This window comes from Amaricoccus sp. B4 (assembly GCF_043226085.1).
In the GTDB taxonomy this organism is placed as follows: Bacteria; Pseudomonadota; Alphaproteobacteria; order Rhodobacterales; family Rhodobacteraceae; genus Amaricoccus.
This window is the reverse complement of the sequence record NZ_CP171225.1, coordinates 2258858-2275470: the sequence shown is the minus strand read 5'-3', so window position 1 is coordinate 2275470 and position 16613 is coordinate 2258858. Positions and strand designations below refer to the sequence as shown.

Annotated in this window: 12 protein-coding genes and 1 tRNA gene; 7 read left to right on the top strand and 6 right to left on the bottom strand. The window is 67.9% G+C overall.

Features of this window, described 5'->3' with window-relative positions; translation table 11 throughout:
* Window positions 1–9: 9 nt before the first annotated feature.
* Together ACF66B_RS10885 and ACF66B_RS10880 are read right to left on the bottom strand one after the other, a co-directional pair.
* A complete protein-coding gene (locus ACF66B_RS10885; RefSeq protein WP_111431133.1) occupies window positions 10–1275 on the bottom strand; it encodes a sugar ABC transporter substrate-binding protein in 1266 nt (421 codons plus the stop codon).
* Window positions 1272–2348, bottom strand: a complete 1077-nt coding sequence (locus ACF66B_RS10880; protein WP_111431134.1) for a LacI family DNA-binding transcriptional regulator — start codon at window positions 2346–2348, stop codon at window positions 1272–1274. The genes ACF66B_RS10885 and ACF66B_RS10880 overlap by 4 nt, the downstream gene beginning before the upstream one ends.
* Before the next feature lie 551 nt (window positions 2349–2899).
* Between ACF66B_RS10880 and ACF66B_RS10875 the strand changes: the two genes are divergently transcribed.
* Both ACF66B_RS10875 and ACF66B_RS10870 read left to right on the top strand, forming a co-directional pair.
* The gene (locus ACF66B_RS10875) at window positions 2900–8566 is read left to right on the top strand and encodes a hypothetical protein (RefSeq protein ID WP_111431135.1); all 5667 of its coding nucleotides are present in this window, start codon (window positions 2900–2902) and stop codon (window positions 8564–8566) included.
* The gene (locus ACF66B_RS10870; RefSeq protein WP_162683369.1) at window positions 8563–9645 is read left to right on the top strand and encodes a S8 family serine peptidase; all 1083 of its coding nucleotides are present in this window, start codon (window positions 8563–8565) and stop codon (window positions 9643–9645) included. The genes ACF66B_RS10875 and ACF66B_RS10870 overlap by 4 nt, the downstream gene beginning before the upstream one ends.
* A 231-nt stretch (window positions 9646–9876) precedes the next feature.
* Here ACF66B_RS10870 and ACF66B_RS10865 read toward each other — a convergent pair whose 3' ends face one another.
* The 3 genes from ACF66B_RS10865 to ACF66B_RS10855 all read right to left on the bottom strand — a co-directional run bounded on the left by ACF66B_RS10865 (window position 9877) and on the right by ACF66B_RS10855 (window position 13245).
* Window positions 9877–11193, bottom strand: coding sequence for a DEAD/DEAH box helicase (locus ACF66B_RS10865; RefSeq protein ID WP_111431137.1), 1317 nt, complete (start codon window positions 11191–11193; stop codon window positions 9877–9879).
* 262 nt (window positions 11194–11455) lie between these two features.
* On the bottom strand, window positions 11456–12556 hold the full coding sequence (locus ACF66B_RS10860; RefSeq protein ID WP_111431138.1) for an alkene reductase: 1101 nt from the start codon (window positions 12554–12556) through the stop codon (window positions 11456–11458).
* A gap of 104 nt (window positions 12557–12660) precedes the next feature.
* Window positions 12661–13245, bottom strand: a complete 585-nt coding sequence (locus ACF66B_RS10855; RefSeq protein ID WP_111431139.1) for a TetR/AcrR family transcriptional regulator — start codon at window positions 13243–13245, stop codon at window positions 12661–12663.
* A gap of 222 nt (window positions 13246–13467) precedes the next feature.
* Between ACF66B_RS10855 and ACF66B_RS10850 the strand changes: the two genes are divergently transcribed.
* From ACF66B_RS10850 to ACF66B_RS10830, 5 genes are all read left to right on the top strand, one after another.
* Window positions 13468–13794: a transporter gene (locus tag ACF66B_RS10850; protein WP_111431140.1), complete on the top strand. Its 327-nt coding sequence runs from the start codon at window positions 13468–13470 to the stop codon at window positions 13792–13794.
* A 74-nt stretch (window positions 13795–13868) separates the two neighbouring features.
* Window positions 13869–14603 carry an SDR family oxidoreductase gene (locus tag ACF66B_RS10845; RefSeq protein WP_111431141.1) on the top strand — a complete coding sequence of 245 codons (735 nt, stop codon included), beginning with the start codon at window positions 13869–13871 and terminating at the stop codon, window positions 14601–14603.
* A gap of 244 nt (window positions 14604–14847) precedes the next feature.
* Window positions 14848–15378: a cold shock domain-containing protein gene (locus ACF66B_RS10840; protein ID WP_111431142.1), complete on the top strand. Its 531-nt coding sequence runs from the start codon at window positions 14848–14850 to the stop codon at window positions 15376–15378.
* On the top strand, window positions 15371–15862 hold the full coding sequence (locus tag ACF66B_RS10835) for a DUF192 domain-containing protein (protein ID WP_392662575.1): 492 nt from the start codon (window positions 15371–15373) through the stop codon (window positions 15860–15862). The genes ACF66B_RS10840 and ACF66B_RS10835 overlap by 8 nt, the downstream gene beginning before the upstream one ends.
* A 62-nt stretch (window positions 15863–15924) precedes the next feature.
* Window positions 15925–16001 (top strand) — tRNA-Pro (locus ACF66B_RS10830).
* A 122-nt stretch (window positions 16002–16123) separates the two neighbouring features.
* Here the strand turns inward: ACF66B_RS10830 and ACF66B_RS10825 are convergent.
* Entirely contained in the window at window positions 16124–16345 is a 222-nt protein-coding gene (locus ACF66B_RS10825; RefSeq protein WP_111431144.1) for a hypothetical protein, read from the bottom strand.
* Between the last annotated feature and the right edge of the window lie 268 nt (window positions 16346–16613).

Here is a 16613-nt window from a genome sequence, read left to right as displayed (position 1 = left end):
CGGCGCCGGTCAGTGGCCGTAGCCCTGGTTGTTCTCGATGTTGCTGTCGATCTCGTCCACCGCAGCGTCGAGCGTGTCGGCCACATCGGCACCGTTGGCGATATCGGCCAGCGCCTTGGTGAAGACCTTCGCCTGAACCACGTAGCCGGGCGTCACCGGGCGCACCATGGCCTGCTTTGCGGAGAGGTCGTAGAAGGTCGCGAGCGGCCCGCCTTCGGCATACATCTCCGTCATCTCGGCGGCGGTGGGCGTCGACGGGATCAGGCCCATGCCTTCGGAGAAGGCGGCCAGATACTTGTCGTCGAGGGCAAATTCGATGAAGGCATTCGCGCCCTCGGGGTTCGGGCAGGTCGCCGAGATGGCGTATTGCCACGAGGCGGCGCCGATGATGTTGCCATGGCCGAAATCGGGAGCCGGCAGGAAGACGACGTCATCGACTTCCGCCATGGTCGCCACCGCACGCCAGTTGCCGTTCCACTGGAAGGCGAACTTGCCGTTGATGAAGCCGGTCGCCTGGTCGGCCGGATCTTCCGCCGGGCCGGGCGCATAGCCGTCCTCGAAGAGGCTCTGCCACCATTCGCCGAATTCGATCGCCGCATCGCCGTTCAGCGCGCCTTCGGCGGTCTGGTAGGTCGTGCGATCCACGATGTCGCCGCCGAAGCTCTCCAGGAACGGCGAGAAGGCGTAGGGATACCACTCGCCCTGGTCGTTCATGCCGAGATCGAGCGGAAACTCGTATTTGCCGCTCTCCTTGGCCGCATCGAGCGCGGCCATGAACTCATCCTTGGTCCAGGGCTCGTCGACGGTCGGCATCCGGAGGCCCCATGCCTCGAGATCCGACTTGCGCGCGAAAAGCGCCACCGCCGCGTCCCAGAAGCCGATGCCGTAGAGCTGATCGTTCCAGTAGCCCTTGGTGCCGGGCAGAAAGGTCTCGATCTTGCTCTCGTCGATCTGGAGCGGCTGAAGGTATCCCGCCCAGACCCAGTTCGGTAGCACGGGGCCGTCGACATCGAGGATGCACGGCAGGTTGCCGGCAAGGGCCGCGGCGACGACGGAGTCGTTGTAGCTGCCCTGGGGAAAGGACTCGAACACGACCTTGTAGTCGTCCTGCGAGGCGTTGAAGTCCGAGATGATCTGGTTGAGCACCTTGATCTCGACATCATTGCCCGCGCCGTGGCTCCACATGGTGAGCTCGGTCTGGGCCATCGCTGCGCCTGACAGCAGCATCGAGGCCGAGACGGTGCCGAGGGCGATCCTGGTTGCGGTCCTGATCATTGAGTGTTCCTCCCTTGGTTCAGGTTATGCTTTGGGGTCATGTCGGTCACCGAAGCCCGCCAGACGACGGGGCCGGAGACCAGGGTGGGGCGTGGATCGGGCGTCTCGCCCGCGATCATGCCCATGAGGGTATCCGCCGCGCGCCGGCCCATCTCCTGATAGGGCAGCTCGACCGTGGTGAGTGGCGGGTAGAGCATCTCGGCGATCGGCCGGTGGTTGTCGAAGCCCGCGACCGAGATGTCCTCGGGGACGCGCAAGCCCCGCGTCCGCAGGATCCCGTAGACCCGCATCGCCATCTCGTCGTTGCCGCAGCAGATCACGCTCGGCGGTGTCTCGAGCTCCAGCAGTCGGTCCAGGGCGCGGGTCAGCGTGTCGCTGGCAAGCTCCTGGCTCTGGTCGTGCGCCGTGACGACGAGCCGCGGATCGTCTGCAAGCCCTGCGGCGCCGATCGCATCGCGGTAGCCCTCGACGCGAAGGTTGACGGCCGCCATCGCCGGGTCGAGGGTCAGAAACCCGATCCGCCGATGGCCACTCTCGAGGATGCGCGCGACAAGCGCGGCCTGGCAGGCGCGGTCGTCCGGCAGAATGGCTTTCGTGCCCTTCGCATCGAAGCAGTTCGCGAGCACAACGGGGCATCCGGCGATCGACAGGTCGATCGTCACCTCGCGATGATAGTCGGCCACATAGACCAGCCCCTCGACCCGGTGCTGCGCGAAGGCACGCGCCAGCGTGGGCACCTTGCCAGAGTCGCCGCCGGTGTCCGCGATCATCAGGATCTTGCCGCTTGCGGCCATCATCTTCTGGATCGCCTGCACGATGTAGAGATCGGGAAGGCCCGACGCTTCGGTCGGGTCCGGCGAACCCGAGATTGCTCCGGTGATGAGCCCCACGAGCCCGGACTGGTTCGAGCGCATCATCCGCGCGGCCTGCGACGGCACGTAGCCGAGCGCATCCATGGCGCGCATGACACGCTCGCGGGTCTTCGCGTTGACCGGGGCATCGCTGTTGAGCACGCGCGACACGGTCTTTGCCGAGACCCCGGCCTCCCTCGCGACGTCATAGATGGTTGCCAAGGCCCCCTCCGCTCCAGAGCGATCGTGCTGTCGATTCATGACACCGATGTCATGTCATCGGTGTCATAACCCGATCCGACGCGCGCTGTCAACCGGGCCCGACCGATCCTGCAGCCTGCGCCAGCACCTGCTGGACCCCTGTCGCCCGAAAGTGCGCACTCTCCCCGAAATCCCCGCCGCATCGGCAGTTTGCCGCGATGGTTGCAGGGTCAATGCCGCGGACTCTGGGGGAGGGGGCAACGCGAAGCACCAGAGCAATCTCGAAATCGGTTTGACTCGTTCACGATGGAGACCGTGGGGTCGACCCCCGCAATCACGCCCCAGGTGTCACGCAATATCGCGATGCCGGATCCTTCCTTCCTCCCGCAAATAATTCGAAATCAGGAATACGAAACGACAACGTATCGTTGAAATAAACTGTGGCACGAGGGCCAGAAAATCTTTGCAATCGAGAAATCATTATTCGACTGTCTGTTCTACACAATAAAAACTTGAGCAGCCGCCGCCCTGTTGTATCGGCCGGCGTGTTGCCGCGCGCGGGGGATTGAACGGTGTCGACCGAAATTACATTCTGCAATGCCACAGCTTTGTCCGTGGATGTGTTCTGGATCAATTTCGAGGGGGAGGAGACCCGTTACGCGAGCCTCGGACCCTACGGCCTCTACACCCAGTCGACCTATGAGGGTCACAGATGGCTGGTCCGCGACGCGGCGTCCGGGGAAAGGCTTGCCGAAACCGCGGCGCAGGCCGAGCCGAGCCGCTTCGTGATCGGCTCCGATGTCGTCACCGCCCGCACCGGCAGCGCGGTCGCGATCGCGTTCCACAACGCCTCGCCCGTGGCCGCCGGGGTCTACTGGGTCGATGGCGACGGCAAGGAAACCCTCTATGCAAGCCTCCGCCCCGGCGAGACCTACCGTCAATCCAGCTTTGCCGGACATGTCTGGCGCATCCGTTCGCTCCATTGCGGCACCGAGATCGGCTTTCACATCGCCTCCGACGCGGCGGAGCAGGCCTGCGAGATCGCGTTGAAGACATACCGGAGCGAACACGCCGTCAGTGCGACCTTCACCAACCGCTCGGCGCTGCATATCGAGGCGGTCTGGCTCGATCTCGAGGGCGCGCCGGTCGTCTACCACCGGCTCGCGCCGGGTGAGACGGTCACGCAGCCGACCTTCTCGAGCCATCCGTGGCTCCTGCGCGACCTCGTCTCGGGCACCCCGATCCGCGTCATCCCCAATCTCTTCGAGGCGGGGGAGATCGTCGAGGATGCCGCCGCCCTCCGTTCGCTGCCGGGCACGATGCCGAGCCGCACGGTCCTGCGCAATCTCTGCACACAGACCGGCCGGCTGTTCTGGGTCGGTTTCGATGGCGTTGAAAAGGACTACGCGACGCTCGATCCCGGCGCCGAGGTGACGCTCGATACCTTCGCCGGCCATCCCTGGCGGCTGCGCGATCTGGCCGACGGCGGCGAGCTGAGCCTGCTCATCGCCTCGGCCGAAACCGGCCGGCTGCGCAGCTTCGAGCCGCAGCCGCGCGAGGGCCGCGCGGTCGCGACCCTCACCGTCGCCAACCGTGCGCTGCTCACGCTCGATGTCGGCGTCGCGGGCGAGGACGGCGTCTTTCACCCGCTCCACCGTTTGCCGCATGGCAGTGAGGTGGCGCTGCGCGTCGGTGAAGGCCGCGAGATCGAGCTGCGCGATGCGATCAGCGGGCTCGTCATCCGCCGCATCCGGGGTGCCGACACCGACCTCGCTGCCGAGATCCGGCCGCTCGATGTCCGCTCGCAGCCGGAAACGGCGGAGGTGACCGTCGAGATGCGCAACGAGACCCCGTTCGACATCGACATCCTCTGGCTCGATTTCGACGGCAACGAGAAGCACTATGCCCGGCTCGGGCCCGGTGAGACCTACCTGCAGCCGACCCTGCAGCACCATGTCTGGCGGGCACGCGAACGCTTCGGCCGCCACCTCGTCGGGATCTATGCCGCGAGCCCCGAGCGCTCCCAGAGCATGGCCTTCACCATGCGCAGCCTCGAATCGCGCAAGCCGACCGGCATCCGCTTCGCCAACCGGACCCTGCTGACCGCCGATGTCTACTGGATGGACTACGAGGGCCGGCCGAAGCTCTACGCCAGCCTGCGCCCCGGCGCCTCGACCGGCTTCCGCACCTACGCGACGCATCCCTGGATCCTGCGCGACCGGCTGTCGGGCCGGGTCCTCGACTGGTCCTGGGGCGACCGGGAGGATGCGCTCATCACCCTCGACGACACGGACCTCAGGCCGCGGGAGGGCGAGGTCGCGGCCAATGTCACCTTCGCCAACAAGCTTGCCTGGACGGTGGACCTGTTCTGGATCGGCTACGACGGCAAGGAAACGCGCTATGCGACGCTCGCGCCGGGCGAGAGCGTGGCGATCGACACCTTCGAGACCCATCCCTGGCGCGTCCGGCAGGCCCACAGCGGCGACAAGATCGCGATGTTCATCACCACGGCCGAACCCCGGCAGCACCACGACATCGTGCTCAAGTCCGAGGCAAGCGAGGTCGAGACCCGCATCGAGTTCGCCAACACCTCGCCGCTCACGCTCGATGTCTACTGGGTCGACTATCAGGGCCGCGAGAAGAAATACGCCACGCTCGAGCCGCGCACCAGCCATAGCCAGCAGACCTTCATGACCCATCCCTGGATCGTGCGGGACCAGCGGAGCGGCGAGCCCGTGGGCTTCACCGTGGGGCTGCGCCAGGAGCAGCGCCTGATGCTGACCGGCGCCCCGACGCGCTCGCGCGATGGCGGTCGCAAGGTCGAGCTCACCCTCGCCAACGGCTCCGGTCTCCGGGCCGACGTGTTCTGGATCGACCATGCCGGCCGGGAGCAGGGCTTCGGGACGCTCGAGCCCGGCGCCTCGCTCGATTTCACCACCTATGCAGCGCATGCCTGGCGCCTCCGCGAGAGCGAGGGCGGCGCGGAGATCGACCTCTACATCGCCTCGGCCGAGGCGCGCCAGAGCTACCGGATCAGGAACGCGCTGGTGCGCACCCGCGAGCGGGCGAACGCCGAGCTCTGGCCCGGCGAGGTGGCGTTCTACGAGGAGCCCGAGTTCAAGGGCCGGGTCTGGATCCTCCACGCCGACACCCCCGACTGCACCCGCATCGCCGGGATGAACGATCGTGTCTCCTCGATCCGGGTCGGCCCGGACACCGCCACGATGATCTGCCGCGACGTGCGCTACGGCGGCACCAACGATGTCATCTACATGGACACGCCCTCGCTCGCCGACGGCGATGTCGGCCTCAACGCGATTTCCTCGGCCACCATCCTCTCCACGCCGCCGCTTGCAGCCTGCCGGTTCTCCGCCACCTCGCGCCTCACCGAGGACATGGCGGTGACGGGCGGTGAGGTCGTCCGCTCGCCGGTCCTGCGGACCATGCTCACCCTTCCGCCCCTGAGCGGCGCCGTCGATGTCTGGGCCACCGAGGAGCTCAGGATCCGCGCCAATGGCCAGAGCCATCTGATCGATCCGGTCCGCCCGGCGCGGCTGTCCGTCAACGAGATCGGCAAGCTCGAGATCCTCGTCGATCCCGAGGCGATCGGCGGTGGCGCCCTGATGCTGCGCACCCCTGCGATGGCGCCGCGCGAACGGGTCTTCGTCTTTCCCGATGCCGATCTCCACAGCAAGATCCTCGCCATGGAGGACGACGCGCTGTGGCGCGATCGCACGCGCCTCGGCCTGTCCGCCTCCCTCACCGAGGCCGATGCCGTTCATGCCGGACGCGCGCTCAAGTCACTCTCCTCGACCGTCCCCGCCGCCCATCGCGCCCTGTCCCACGGCACCTCCGCCGACCGCTTCACCATCGCCGACGCCATGAGCTACGACCGCTGGAAGCTCGAGCTCGGTGGCGCCGGCAAGACGCTCTTCCGCCCCGCCGGCCGGGAGGAGATCGCCGCGGCGGCCGCCGGTGCCATCCGGGTGAACGAGATGGCGGGGCAGGGCTTCCTCGACTTCCTCGAGGATGGCGCCTCGGCGGTCGGCGGCTTCTTCGTCGAGACAATCCCGAAAGCCGCAAGGACGGTCGCGAAGGAGACCGAGGAGTTCATCGTCGAGGACGTGCCCGGCGCGCTCGAGGATGCTGGCCGGACCGTGGTGCGGACCGTCACCCCGATCGGGCGCGAGATCGCGAAGACCGCCACGAAGGTCTGGGACGACTCGGTCGGCTGGGTCGAGCGCACCGCCGACGACGTGGTCGAGGGCGTCGTCGACGGCGTCAATGCCGTCAAGCGCAGCGCGAAGCAGTTCGCCTCCGACATCAAGGATGCCTATGACGAGCTCGACAAGGATGTGCTGAAAGGCCTCGCGATGGCCGCCAAGGCGGTCCTTCGGGTGACGATGGATATCGGCGGCGTCGTCTACCAGTTCATCGCCGATACGATCGAGGTCGTCGGCAAGGTGTTCTGCAAGGTGCTCGACGGCATCGGCATCGGGCTCGGCAAGCTTGTCCGCGTCTTCATGGACCTCTTCGACACCGATGGCGTGCTCGAGCTGCACGATGCGCTGATCGAGAAGATCAACGGCGGCATCGACCTGGCCGAGGGGGCAGTGCGCACGATGAAGGGCATGACCGCGACCTGGCTCGGAGACCTGCAGTCGCAGATCCTCGAAGGCTTCGATTCCGCGATCGACCAGCTCGGGGGCGGCGACATCGCCCGCATCGACCGCGACCAGCCGCAGGACCGCTCCGAAGCGATCGACAAGCTCGACTGGCTGATGTCGAAGCTCACCGGCTCCGGCGATGACGGGGGCGGCGAGGCTCCCGAGGCCAACCCGTTCCTCAAGGGCATTGCCGGGGCCGCGCCGGCGGGCGCGATGTCGAAGTTCGGGAGCGTCATCGAGCCCCTCATCGAGAAGCTCGAAGCTTTCGTCGAGAGCGACTTCGGCATCGTGCTCGATGCCTTCGGCGATTCCATCGCGCTCTTCCGCGCGGCCCTCGCCAATCCCTCCCGTGCGCCGGAGCTGGTGCTGAGCGGGGTGCTCTCGCTTGCCAAGGGGCTGGCGGTGACCGGCATCTCGCTGATCGAGGCCATCGCCGACCTGCTCTTTGACGCTTTCATCGCCGCACTCGAGCTGCTGAAGACCGCCCTCAACACCCGGCTCGAGATCCCCTTCCTCACCGCCTTCTATGAATCGATGACCGGACGGGAGCTTTCGGCCATGTCCCTCGTCGCCTTCCTCGTGGCGGTGCCGGCCTCCATCATCGGTCGCATCACGCTCGGCCGCCAGATCCGGCTCCGCAGCCAGACGGCGGCGCTGAGCCTCTCGAAGGAGGAGAAGGAGGTGCGGGAGGAAAAACAGGCCTGGGCCGTTGTCTACGGCAGCTGCCACCTCTGCCTCAACGGCTTCGACCTCTTCTATGACATCAGTGGGGCCAAGATCCAGAAAGCCCCCGCTGACAACAAGGCCTTCGAGATGCACGAGATCCCGTCGAAGGTGAACACCGGCGGTGGCGAGTGGGCGATCGCGGGCGAGGTCGTGGAGATGGTCCCGGTGGCGACGCCGGTCCCGGCCTCGCACTACCTCAACCCGCCGGCGGGCTCCCGGGCGGGCAAGGGCATGGCGCTCGCGAAGCTCGGCGTGATCGTCGTGGGCAGCCTCGCCCAGGTCGCGGGAAATCCCACCGGCGCCGTCAGCGGCCTGAAGTCCTCCGAGATCGGCAACGGCCTGCGGGGCCTTGCCCCGGACGGATCGCGCCTGCCGGCCCTCGAGGCCGAACGCGCCCGCTACGGTTCCATCATCTGGACCTACCAGTGGCTCTACGTGGCGATGGGCGTGGTGGATTTCGGCTTCTCGGCTTCCGAGGCCTTCGGCGGCAAGGGCGGCGGAAAGGCGACGGAATACGGCTTGCCGATCGCCACTACGCTCATCGGCATCGTGCATATGGGCCTGATGTCGAAATTCGTGAACACCGACCAGCATGCCGAGGAATGGAGCGCGTCCGGCAGCAAATTTACCACCCGCGTGCTCGAGCGGCGCCGATACGGCTGGCTGATGGATACCTTTCCCGCGGTCACCAAGGTCCTCGCCCTGAACGAGCTGAACCGCGGAACCCTCTACATCCCGCTCGCCATACACGCCTCGCTCTTCGTGACCTACGGCCATATCGGCGAGGCGAGCAGCTACTTCGCGCGCAGCAGGGTGCCGGTCGACGACGCAGCCTTCGACCTTTGACCACGCTGGCCCGCGCCTGCGGCCTGCCACTCGAGGACTGGCACCGGCGCGGCTGGCGCGGCGGCGGGCTGCGCATCGCCCATCTCGACAGCGGCATCGACATGGACCTGCCGCTCTTCGCCGGGCGTCTTGCCGGCGTGCTCGCAACAGGCCGGACCGGAGACATCCGCAGCAGGGAGCGGGTCGGGGACCGCACCGGTCACGGCACCTTCACCGCAAGTCTCCTCTGCCGCATCGCGCCGGAGGCCCGGCTCCTCGCCGCGGAGGTGATCGAAGGCGGCGCGACGCTCTGGCGGCTGCTGCTGGGGCTCGACTGGGCGCAGCGCCAGGGCGCGGGGATCGCGCTCATGCCACTTGGCCTGCCGGCAGGGGCCGCGGTCCTCGGCGCGGTGCTCGCGCGCCTGCGCAACTCCGGGATGCTCGTCATCGCCGCCGCCGGCAATACCGGCCCCGGGCGGATGACGCTGCCCGGGGCCCTGCCCGAGGCGCTCTCGATCGGTGCCTGCGACAGGGATGGCGGGCCGGCCCGATTCTCGGCCAGCAGCCCCGCGGGCCTCACCCCGATACGCCCCGATCTGCTGGCGCACGGTGTCGCCATTCCCGACTTCGGGTCGGGCGGTGCGCCCGAGCGGCGCTCGGGTACGTCTGTCGCTGCGGCCGTCGCGGCCGGTGCCATCGCCGTTCTCGCCGGCGCGCGGTCGGAGACGGCGCTCGAGGTGGCCGCCCGGCTCTGCGCCGGGGCGCACCCGCTGCCGACCGACCGCCGGCACCGCGCGCGCTACGGCCGCCTCGATCCTGCCGCGCTGCCCGATCCCCCGCCCGCGCGGCCGATGCCGCCGGTCGGGCCGCCGCCGCTCTGTCCGGTTCTCGAGGCCCGCCTCCGCCATGCCGATGCCGCGGCGCGGCTCGATCTCGTCGCCGCCGCCCGGCCGGGCACACCGTTGCCGCAGATCCCGGGGGCGGAAACCCTGGCGGAGCTCGGCGCCATGCGGCTCCGCCTCTCCCCCGCCGGGCTCAAAGCCCTCCGCCACGATCATCCCGCCCTCTGCCTCGCCCCGGCCAATCCCCTCACGGGATGAATTGCGCCCGAGGGGCGGATGCCGGAGACCGTGCGCCGTCGAGGCGAGGCTCGAAGCACGTGCGAGCTCTGGACTGTCACGAAGGCGGGAATCGAAAGGAGCATGACGGGGGCGATCTTCTGATCGCGGCCCCGTCATGCCCCTTTCGACGAAACGGCTTGAGGGCCGGGATCACGAGGCGGAGATCCGCGCCGCGATACCGGCCGCTGCTAAAGACCCGAGGTCGGGCGCTCAGCTCGCGTGGCTGCCGCCCTGTTGCCGGCGCGGCTGGCGGTTGCCGGCGGGTTTGCCGCCGGCCGGGGCGCCTGCATTGCGCGGGCGACGCCGCCGGGACGGACCGGGCTTGCCGCCGCCACCGGGCTTGCCCGCGCCGCCGCGCCCGGCCTCGGCCTTCGGGGCCGGTGCGGGCTGGTGCGTGAAGCCCTCGGGCAGCGGCATCACCTCGACCGCCTGCCGGGTAAGCCGCTCGATGTCGCGCAGATAGTTGCGCTCGTCGGGGGCAACGAAGGAGATCGCAAGCCCCTCCGCGCCTGCGCGCGCCGTCCGGCCGATGCGGTGGACATACTGCTCGGCCACGTTCGGGATCTCGAAGTTCACCACATGGCTCACGCCCGGCACATCGACGCCGCGCGCCGCGATGTCGGTCGCGACCAGCACCCGGCAATGGCCCGAGCGGAAGGCCGCCAGCGCCCGCTCGCGCTGCGGCTGGCTCTTGTTGCCGTGGATCGCGGCGGACTTGATGCCGTCACGCTCGAGATTGCGCACCACCCGGTCCGCGCCGTGCTTGGTGCGGGTAAACACCAGAACCCGGTCGATCGCGTCGTCGCGCAGCGTGTGGGCCAGCAGCGCCTGCTTCTCGCCCTGGGCGACGAAATGGGCGCGCTGGGCGACCTTCTCGGCGGTCGTCGCCGCCGGGGCGACCGAAACCTCGACCGGCTCGTCGAGATACTTGCCGGCAAGCTCGGCGATCTGGGCGGGCATCGTGGCCGAGAAGAACAGCGTCTGGCGCCGCCGCGGCAGCAGCGGCACGATGCGCCGCAGCGCGTGGATGAAGCCGAGGTCGAGCATCTGGTCGGCCTCGTCGAGCACCAGCACCTCGACATCGTTGAGCGTCATCGCCTTGCGGTCGATGAGGTCGATCAGCCGGCCGGGGGTCGCGACGAGCACGTCGGTGCCGCGCACCATCTGCCGGATGTGCTTGTTGATCGGAACGCCGCCGAAGGCGGTGCCGATCGAAAGCTTGAGGAACTGGCCGTATTTCTGGAACGAGGTCGCGATCTGGCCCGCAAGCTCGCGCGTCGGCGCCAGCACGAGCACCCGCGTGCCCTTGCGGGGCAGGGGGCCCGGCTTGCGCGCCAGCCGGTCGAGGATCGGCAGCGCGAAGGCCGCGGTCTTGCCGGTGCCGGTCTGGGCGATGCCCAGAAGGTCGCGGCCCTCGAGCACATGCGGGATCGCCTGTGCCTGGATCGGAGTCGGTGTGGTGTAGCCGGTGGCCTCGAGCGCCTCGGCGATCGGCGCCGCCAGCGCAAGGGTCGAGAAATCTGTCATGGTCCGCCTTCCAACGGGAAGCGCGCGTTCGGCCCATGCGCTGGACGCACGAGAAACCGCGGGCTCGATGAGAACGGCCCGCGTGAATCAGGACGCAAGAAACATGGTGTCGTGTCTGTTCGACTGGAACCCAGGACGACCACTGCCGCCGCGCTTCACGCCGTTCCGGTCCGCGCATCCCCCGATGCGCCGACACCGGGCGGATATGCCCCCGCCCGGTGGAATTGTCAAGGCTCGCGCTGTGCGGCCACGGGTAAGGGCCTCAGGCGGCCTGACTTTCGGCGAGCGTCGGGTAATCGGTGTAGCCCTTGGTGCCGCCGCCGTAGAAGGTCTCTTGGTCGGGCGTGGCGAGCGGGGCATCGGCCTTGAGCCGTTCCACCAGATCGGGGTTGGAAATGAAGGGTTTGCCGAAGGCCACGAGATCGGCCGCGCCGTGCTCGACCGCCTCGATCGCCATCTCGCGGTCATAGCCGTTGTTGGCCATGTAGACGCCCGAGAAGCGTGCCCGCAGCGCCTCGATGCTGTTGCCCTCGGCCAGGTCGCGCGGCCCGCCGGTCTGGCCTTCGACCAGATGGAGATAGGCAAGCCCGTAGGTGTCGAGCCGGTCGATCGCCGCCGAGAAGGTCGCCATCGGATCGCTGTCGGTGATTGCGTTGGCGTTGGAGAACGGCGAGAGCCGCACGCCGACCCGGCCCGGCTCCCAGGCCTCGGAGACCGCGGCCACGACCTCGTCGAGGAACCGCACCCGGTTCTCCACCGAGCCGCCATAGGCATCGGTGCGCTTGTTGGCGCCGTCCTTCAGGAACTGGTCGATCAGATAGCCGTTGGCGGCATGGATCTCCACGCCGTCGAACCCCGCGGCCCGCGCATTGCGCGTCGCCTGGCGGTAATCCTCGAGCACGCGCGGGATCTCGTCGAGGGCGAGCGCGCGCGGCTCGGAGGTCGGCACGAAGCCGTTGCCGTCGAAGGTCCGGCTCTCGGCGGCAAGGGCCGAGGGCGCCACCGGCGCCTGGCCGCCCGGCTGGAGCGAGACATGCGAAACCCGGCCGACATGCCAGATCTGGATCACGATCCGGCCGCCTTTCGCATGCACCGCATCGGTGACCTTCTTCCAGCCCGCGACCTGCGCTTCGCTGTGGATGCCCGGGGTCCAGGCATAGCCCTTGCCCTCGGGCGAGATCTGGCTGCCCTCGGTGATGATGAGGCCGGCGCTCGCGCGCTGGGCGTAATAGTCGACATGGATATCGTAGGGCGCATCGTCTTCGGGCCGGGCCCGGTTGCGGGTAAGTGGCGCCATCACCACGCGGTTCGAAAGCTCGAGGCTACCCGCCTTCAGCGGCGTGAACAGTTTCGGCAGCGTCATGGATCTCTCCTCTGGCCGGATAATTCTGGACTGACCAGTCTGAATTAGGGAGGCCGAAAGCCGGAGAGAAGGGGCGGCGCGAAAAAACTTCCGCGCGGGCCTGATCAGCTCCGGGCCGGAAAGAGGCTGCGCGCCAGATCGAGCGAGGCGCGAATCTCCTCCGCCGGCAGCCCCGCCTTGCGCAGGGTGAGCGTGCCGATCGCAAGCGAGACGAGGGTGCGGGCCGGAACCTGCGCGGCCTCGGGGGCCTCCGGCGACAGCGCGGCGGCGAACATGTCCTCGAGCGCGGCGATATGCGCCCGCCCGAGCTCCGCCACCGCCGGGTCATGCGGCGCAAGCTCGGTGATGCAGTTGACGAGCAGGCAGCCCTGCGCGCCGTCCTGCGGATTGGCGATGGCCTCGAGCATCGCCGGCACCGCGTCCGGCCCCGCCTCCGCCACCGCCCGCAGACGGGCCTGTGCCTCGGCGGCATAGCTTTCGAGCGCGGCGACCAGAACGCCATGCTTGGAGCCGAAGCAGCCATAGAAGCTCGAGCGGCTGATCTTCATCGCCGCCGTCAGATCGTCGAGCGAGGTCGCCTCGTAGCCCTGGCGCCAGAAGAGCTGGAGTGCCGCGGCCAGCGCCATCTCGCGATTGAAGCTCCGCGGACGGCCGGGGCCGGCGGAGCGGGGTGTGGTCTCGGCTTTCATCCTCCAATAGTCGGGATGCGGGGGCGGGAAATCAAGTGACAGCGCGCGCAGATCTTCGGGCCTGCTCACGGAAATCTGTGCTATGATTTGCGTTCAGTCATATTTCGAACGTAAATAGTTAGCAGGGACTTTCCTTTCCATGTCCAGTTCAGTCCTGCCCCGGCGCCGTGGGCCCGCCCGCCTTTCCGTCCCTCCGATACCGATGCCGCGGAGGGCCGGGGGATGAACGGCGTTGCTCTGGTGCTCGGGATCGTCGTCCTCAACGTGACGGGCGACTACTTCCTGAAGCTCGCCTCCGACCGGATCGGCCCCTTCGCCACGGCCGAATTCGGTCTCGGCGCGGCCTGCTATGCCTTCTCCGCCGTCGGCGTGCTCTATGCGCTCCGTCACATGCCGGTCGCGGTGATGGGGGTGTGGTATTCGGTGCTGAGCGTGCTGCTGCTCGCCGCCCTCGGCCTCATCGTCTTCGAGGAAAAGCTGGCGCCGCGCGAAATGCTCGGCCTCGCCATGGCGGTCGGCTCGCTCTTTCTCATGCGGCGGTTCATCTAGAGGGCGATTCCCGGTTTGCTTCGGGTCCGGCCTAAGTTAATGTTCGTTAACTAGGACCCGGAGCCGTCCACCGCATGCCCGACAGAAAGACCCTACTCCTCACGGGAGCAAGCCGTGGCATCGGCCATGCCACGGTCAAGGCGTTTTCCGCCGAGGGTTGGCGCGTGATCACCTGCTCCCGCCACCCGTTCCCCGAGAATTGCCCGTGGCCCGCCGGCCCCGAGGATCACATCCAGGTCGATCTCGCCGATCCCAAGGACACGATCCGCGCCGTGGAGGAGATCCGCGGCCGCCTGCGCGCCGGCCGGCTCGAGGCGCTGGTGAACAATGCGGGCGTCTCGCCCAAGGGCAAGGGCGGCGAACGCCTCGATACCTTCACCACCGATCTCTCGGACTGGGGCAAGGTCTTCCACGTCAACTTCTTCTCCAGCGTCGTCCTCGCGCGCGGGCTGAAGGACGAGCTTGCCGCCGGGCAGGGCGCCATCGTCAACGTCACCTCCATCGCCGGATCGCGGGTCCATCCCTTCGCGGGCGCCGCCTACGCCACCTCGAAGGCCGCGCTCGCCGCCCTGACCCGCGAGATGGCCAACGACTTCGGCCCACTCGGCGTGCGGGTAAACGCGATTGCCCCCGGCGAGATCGAGACCGAGATCCTCTCGCCCGGCACGGAGAAGCTCGCCGCGGCGATCCCGATGCGCCGCCTCGGCCAGCCCGAGGAGGTCGCGCGCACCATCTTCTTCCTCTGTTCCCCAGCCGCCTCCTACGTTTCCGGCGTCGAAGTCGAGATAAATGGCGGTCAGCATGTCTGAGCGATTTTCTTCGGGCCCCGCATTTGCTATCCGAGTTGCGGCAAGCTCGGGGCGGCCCGGCCGTGCAACTTTCGCAAGAAATTTGCAGACGCAACAAAGAACCCTGCCCTCAGCGGCATGTTCAAGGTTGCGTTACACTGAGGACTTGTTACGTTTAACAGACTGATTTCTGTTTGCTGAGATCGGTCGCGTTACGTGTAGTTGGATTTCGCCGACTCTCTTTTGGGGGAGGAGGCCTTGTGAGATGAGCGCCAGAATGCAGGTCCGTGGCAATGTTAAATGGTTCGACACCACCAAGGGCTACGGCTTTGTCGTTTCCGATGATGGTGACGGGGATATTCTGCTGCACGGGAACGTGCTGAGGGCCTACGGGTTCACGTCCGTTGCAGAGGGCGCCGAAATTCTCCTCGACGTGCAGACGACCGATCGCGGCCGCCAGGCCATCGAAGTGCTTGAGGTCGTTCCGGAAAAGACCAAGTCCCCCGACGCGAACGGCATGGTGCCCCCGATGCCCACCGGTGCCGCCGGGCCGCTGGAGCCGGCTCGGGTCAAGTGGTTCGACCGGGTGAAGGGCTTCGGATTCGTCAATGTCTTCGCCAAGCCCGAGGACGTTTTCCTCCACATGGAAACCCTGCGCCAGTATGGCTATGGCGAGGTCGTGGCGGGCGATGTTCTCGCCGTCCGCGTCACCGAGGGGCCGCGCGGCCCGATGGTCTACGAGGTCCGGAGCTGGGATTACGTCGCCCGGATCCAGACGGCCCCTGCCGATGGCTGAGCGGATGGCGCCTCCCGCCGCCGCTGCCTGGCTCGCCGCCGCCCTCTGCCTTGCCTCAGGAGCGGTCGAGGCCGCCGGTTGCACCCCCGGCGTGCTCGAATTGCGCGATGCCGATTCGGTGCTGCGCTTCGAGGTCGAGGTTGCCGACACCGAGCCCGAACGCGCCCAGGGCCTGATGAACCGCGAAAGCCTGCCGCGGTTCGGGGGCATGCTCTTCGTCTATCCCGAGGCGGGCCCCGTGGCGTTCTGGATGCGCAACACGCTGATTCCGCTCGACATGCTGTTCTTCGACGAGGCGGGCCGCCTCGCGCGGGTCCACGAGAACGCCAAGCCCCTCGACGAGACGCCGATCATCGGTGGCGATGCGATCCGCTATGTGCTCGAGATCAACGGCGGCATGACGAAGACCCTCGGCATCGACGAGGGCGCCGAGCTGCAAAGCCCGGCAATCGACCAGGCAACCGCCGCCTGGCCCTGCGGCTGAGGCCCGCCGCCTGCGTCTTTGCTCTTTCCTCGGCGCGTCTGCCGGGGTAAGCGAAGAGCCGTCGGGGCGTAGCGCAGCCTGGTAGCGCGACGGTTTTGGGTACCGTAGGTCGTGAGTTCGAATCTCGCCGCCCCGACCATCCCCTGAATACCCGATCACCGCAGCACGCCCGCGGCTGTCGAATCAGCCGTCGCGCCATCGATGGCGGAGCGCCCCCACCCGGTTCGCCCGGTCAGGCGCGCCCCGGCCCCGCGGTGCCGCTCAGATGTGGCTGAGGGTCGGAGCGTGGGTGCCGCGCAGCGCCACGGTCACGCGATTGGCCACCGCCTCGCAATAGGCGCGCTCGGCGGGCGTCATGCCCGGATGGCGTGCCGCGTCCCAGGCCTTTTCGTCCGCATCCTTGCCGAAGCGGCTGATGTAGGACTGGGCGGTCTTGTTGACGGCGCGCTCGAATTCTTCGGGCACTTCGTAGATCGGTCTCATATGGGGTCTCCCCTGGCAGTCTCGTGCGGACTTTCTCGCCGCAACCATAACGAAATGCTAACATCCCCCCTTGGTTTCCAGTCCCCACAGGCACGTGATCGCGCCCCTGTTGCCCTTATGCAGCACCCCTGGGGCGAGCGAATCGCCCGCACTTGCCGCATCCGCTGCGCCGCACCACTATGCGCCCGCGCCGAATTTCTTCGGGCTCCGACGCTTCCCCGCCACCTTTCCGGCCGCGGCGCCGCCTGCTAGCCTCGCCCCATTCGTT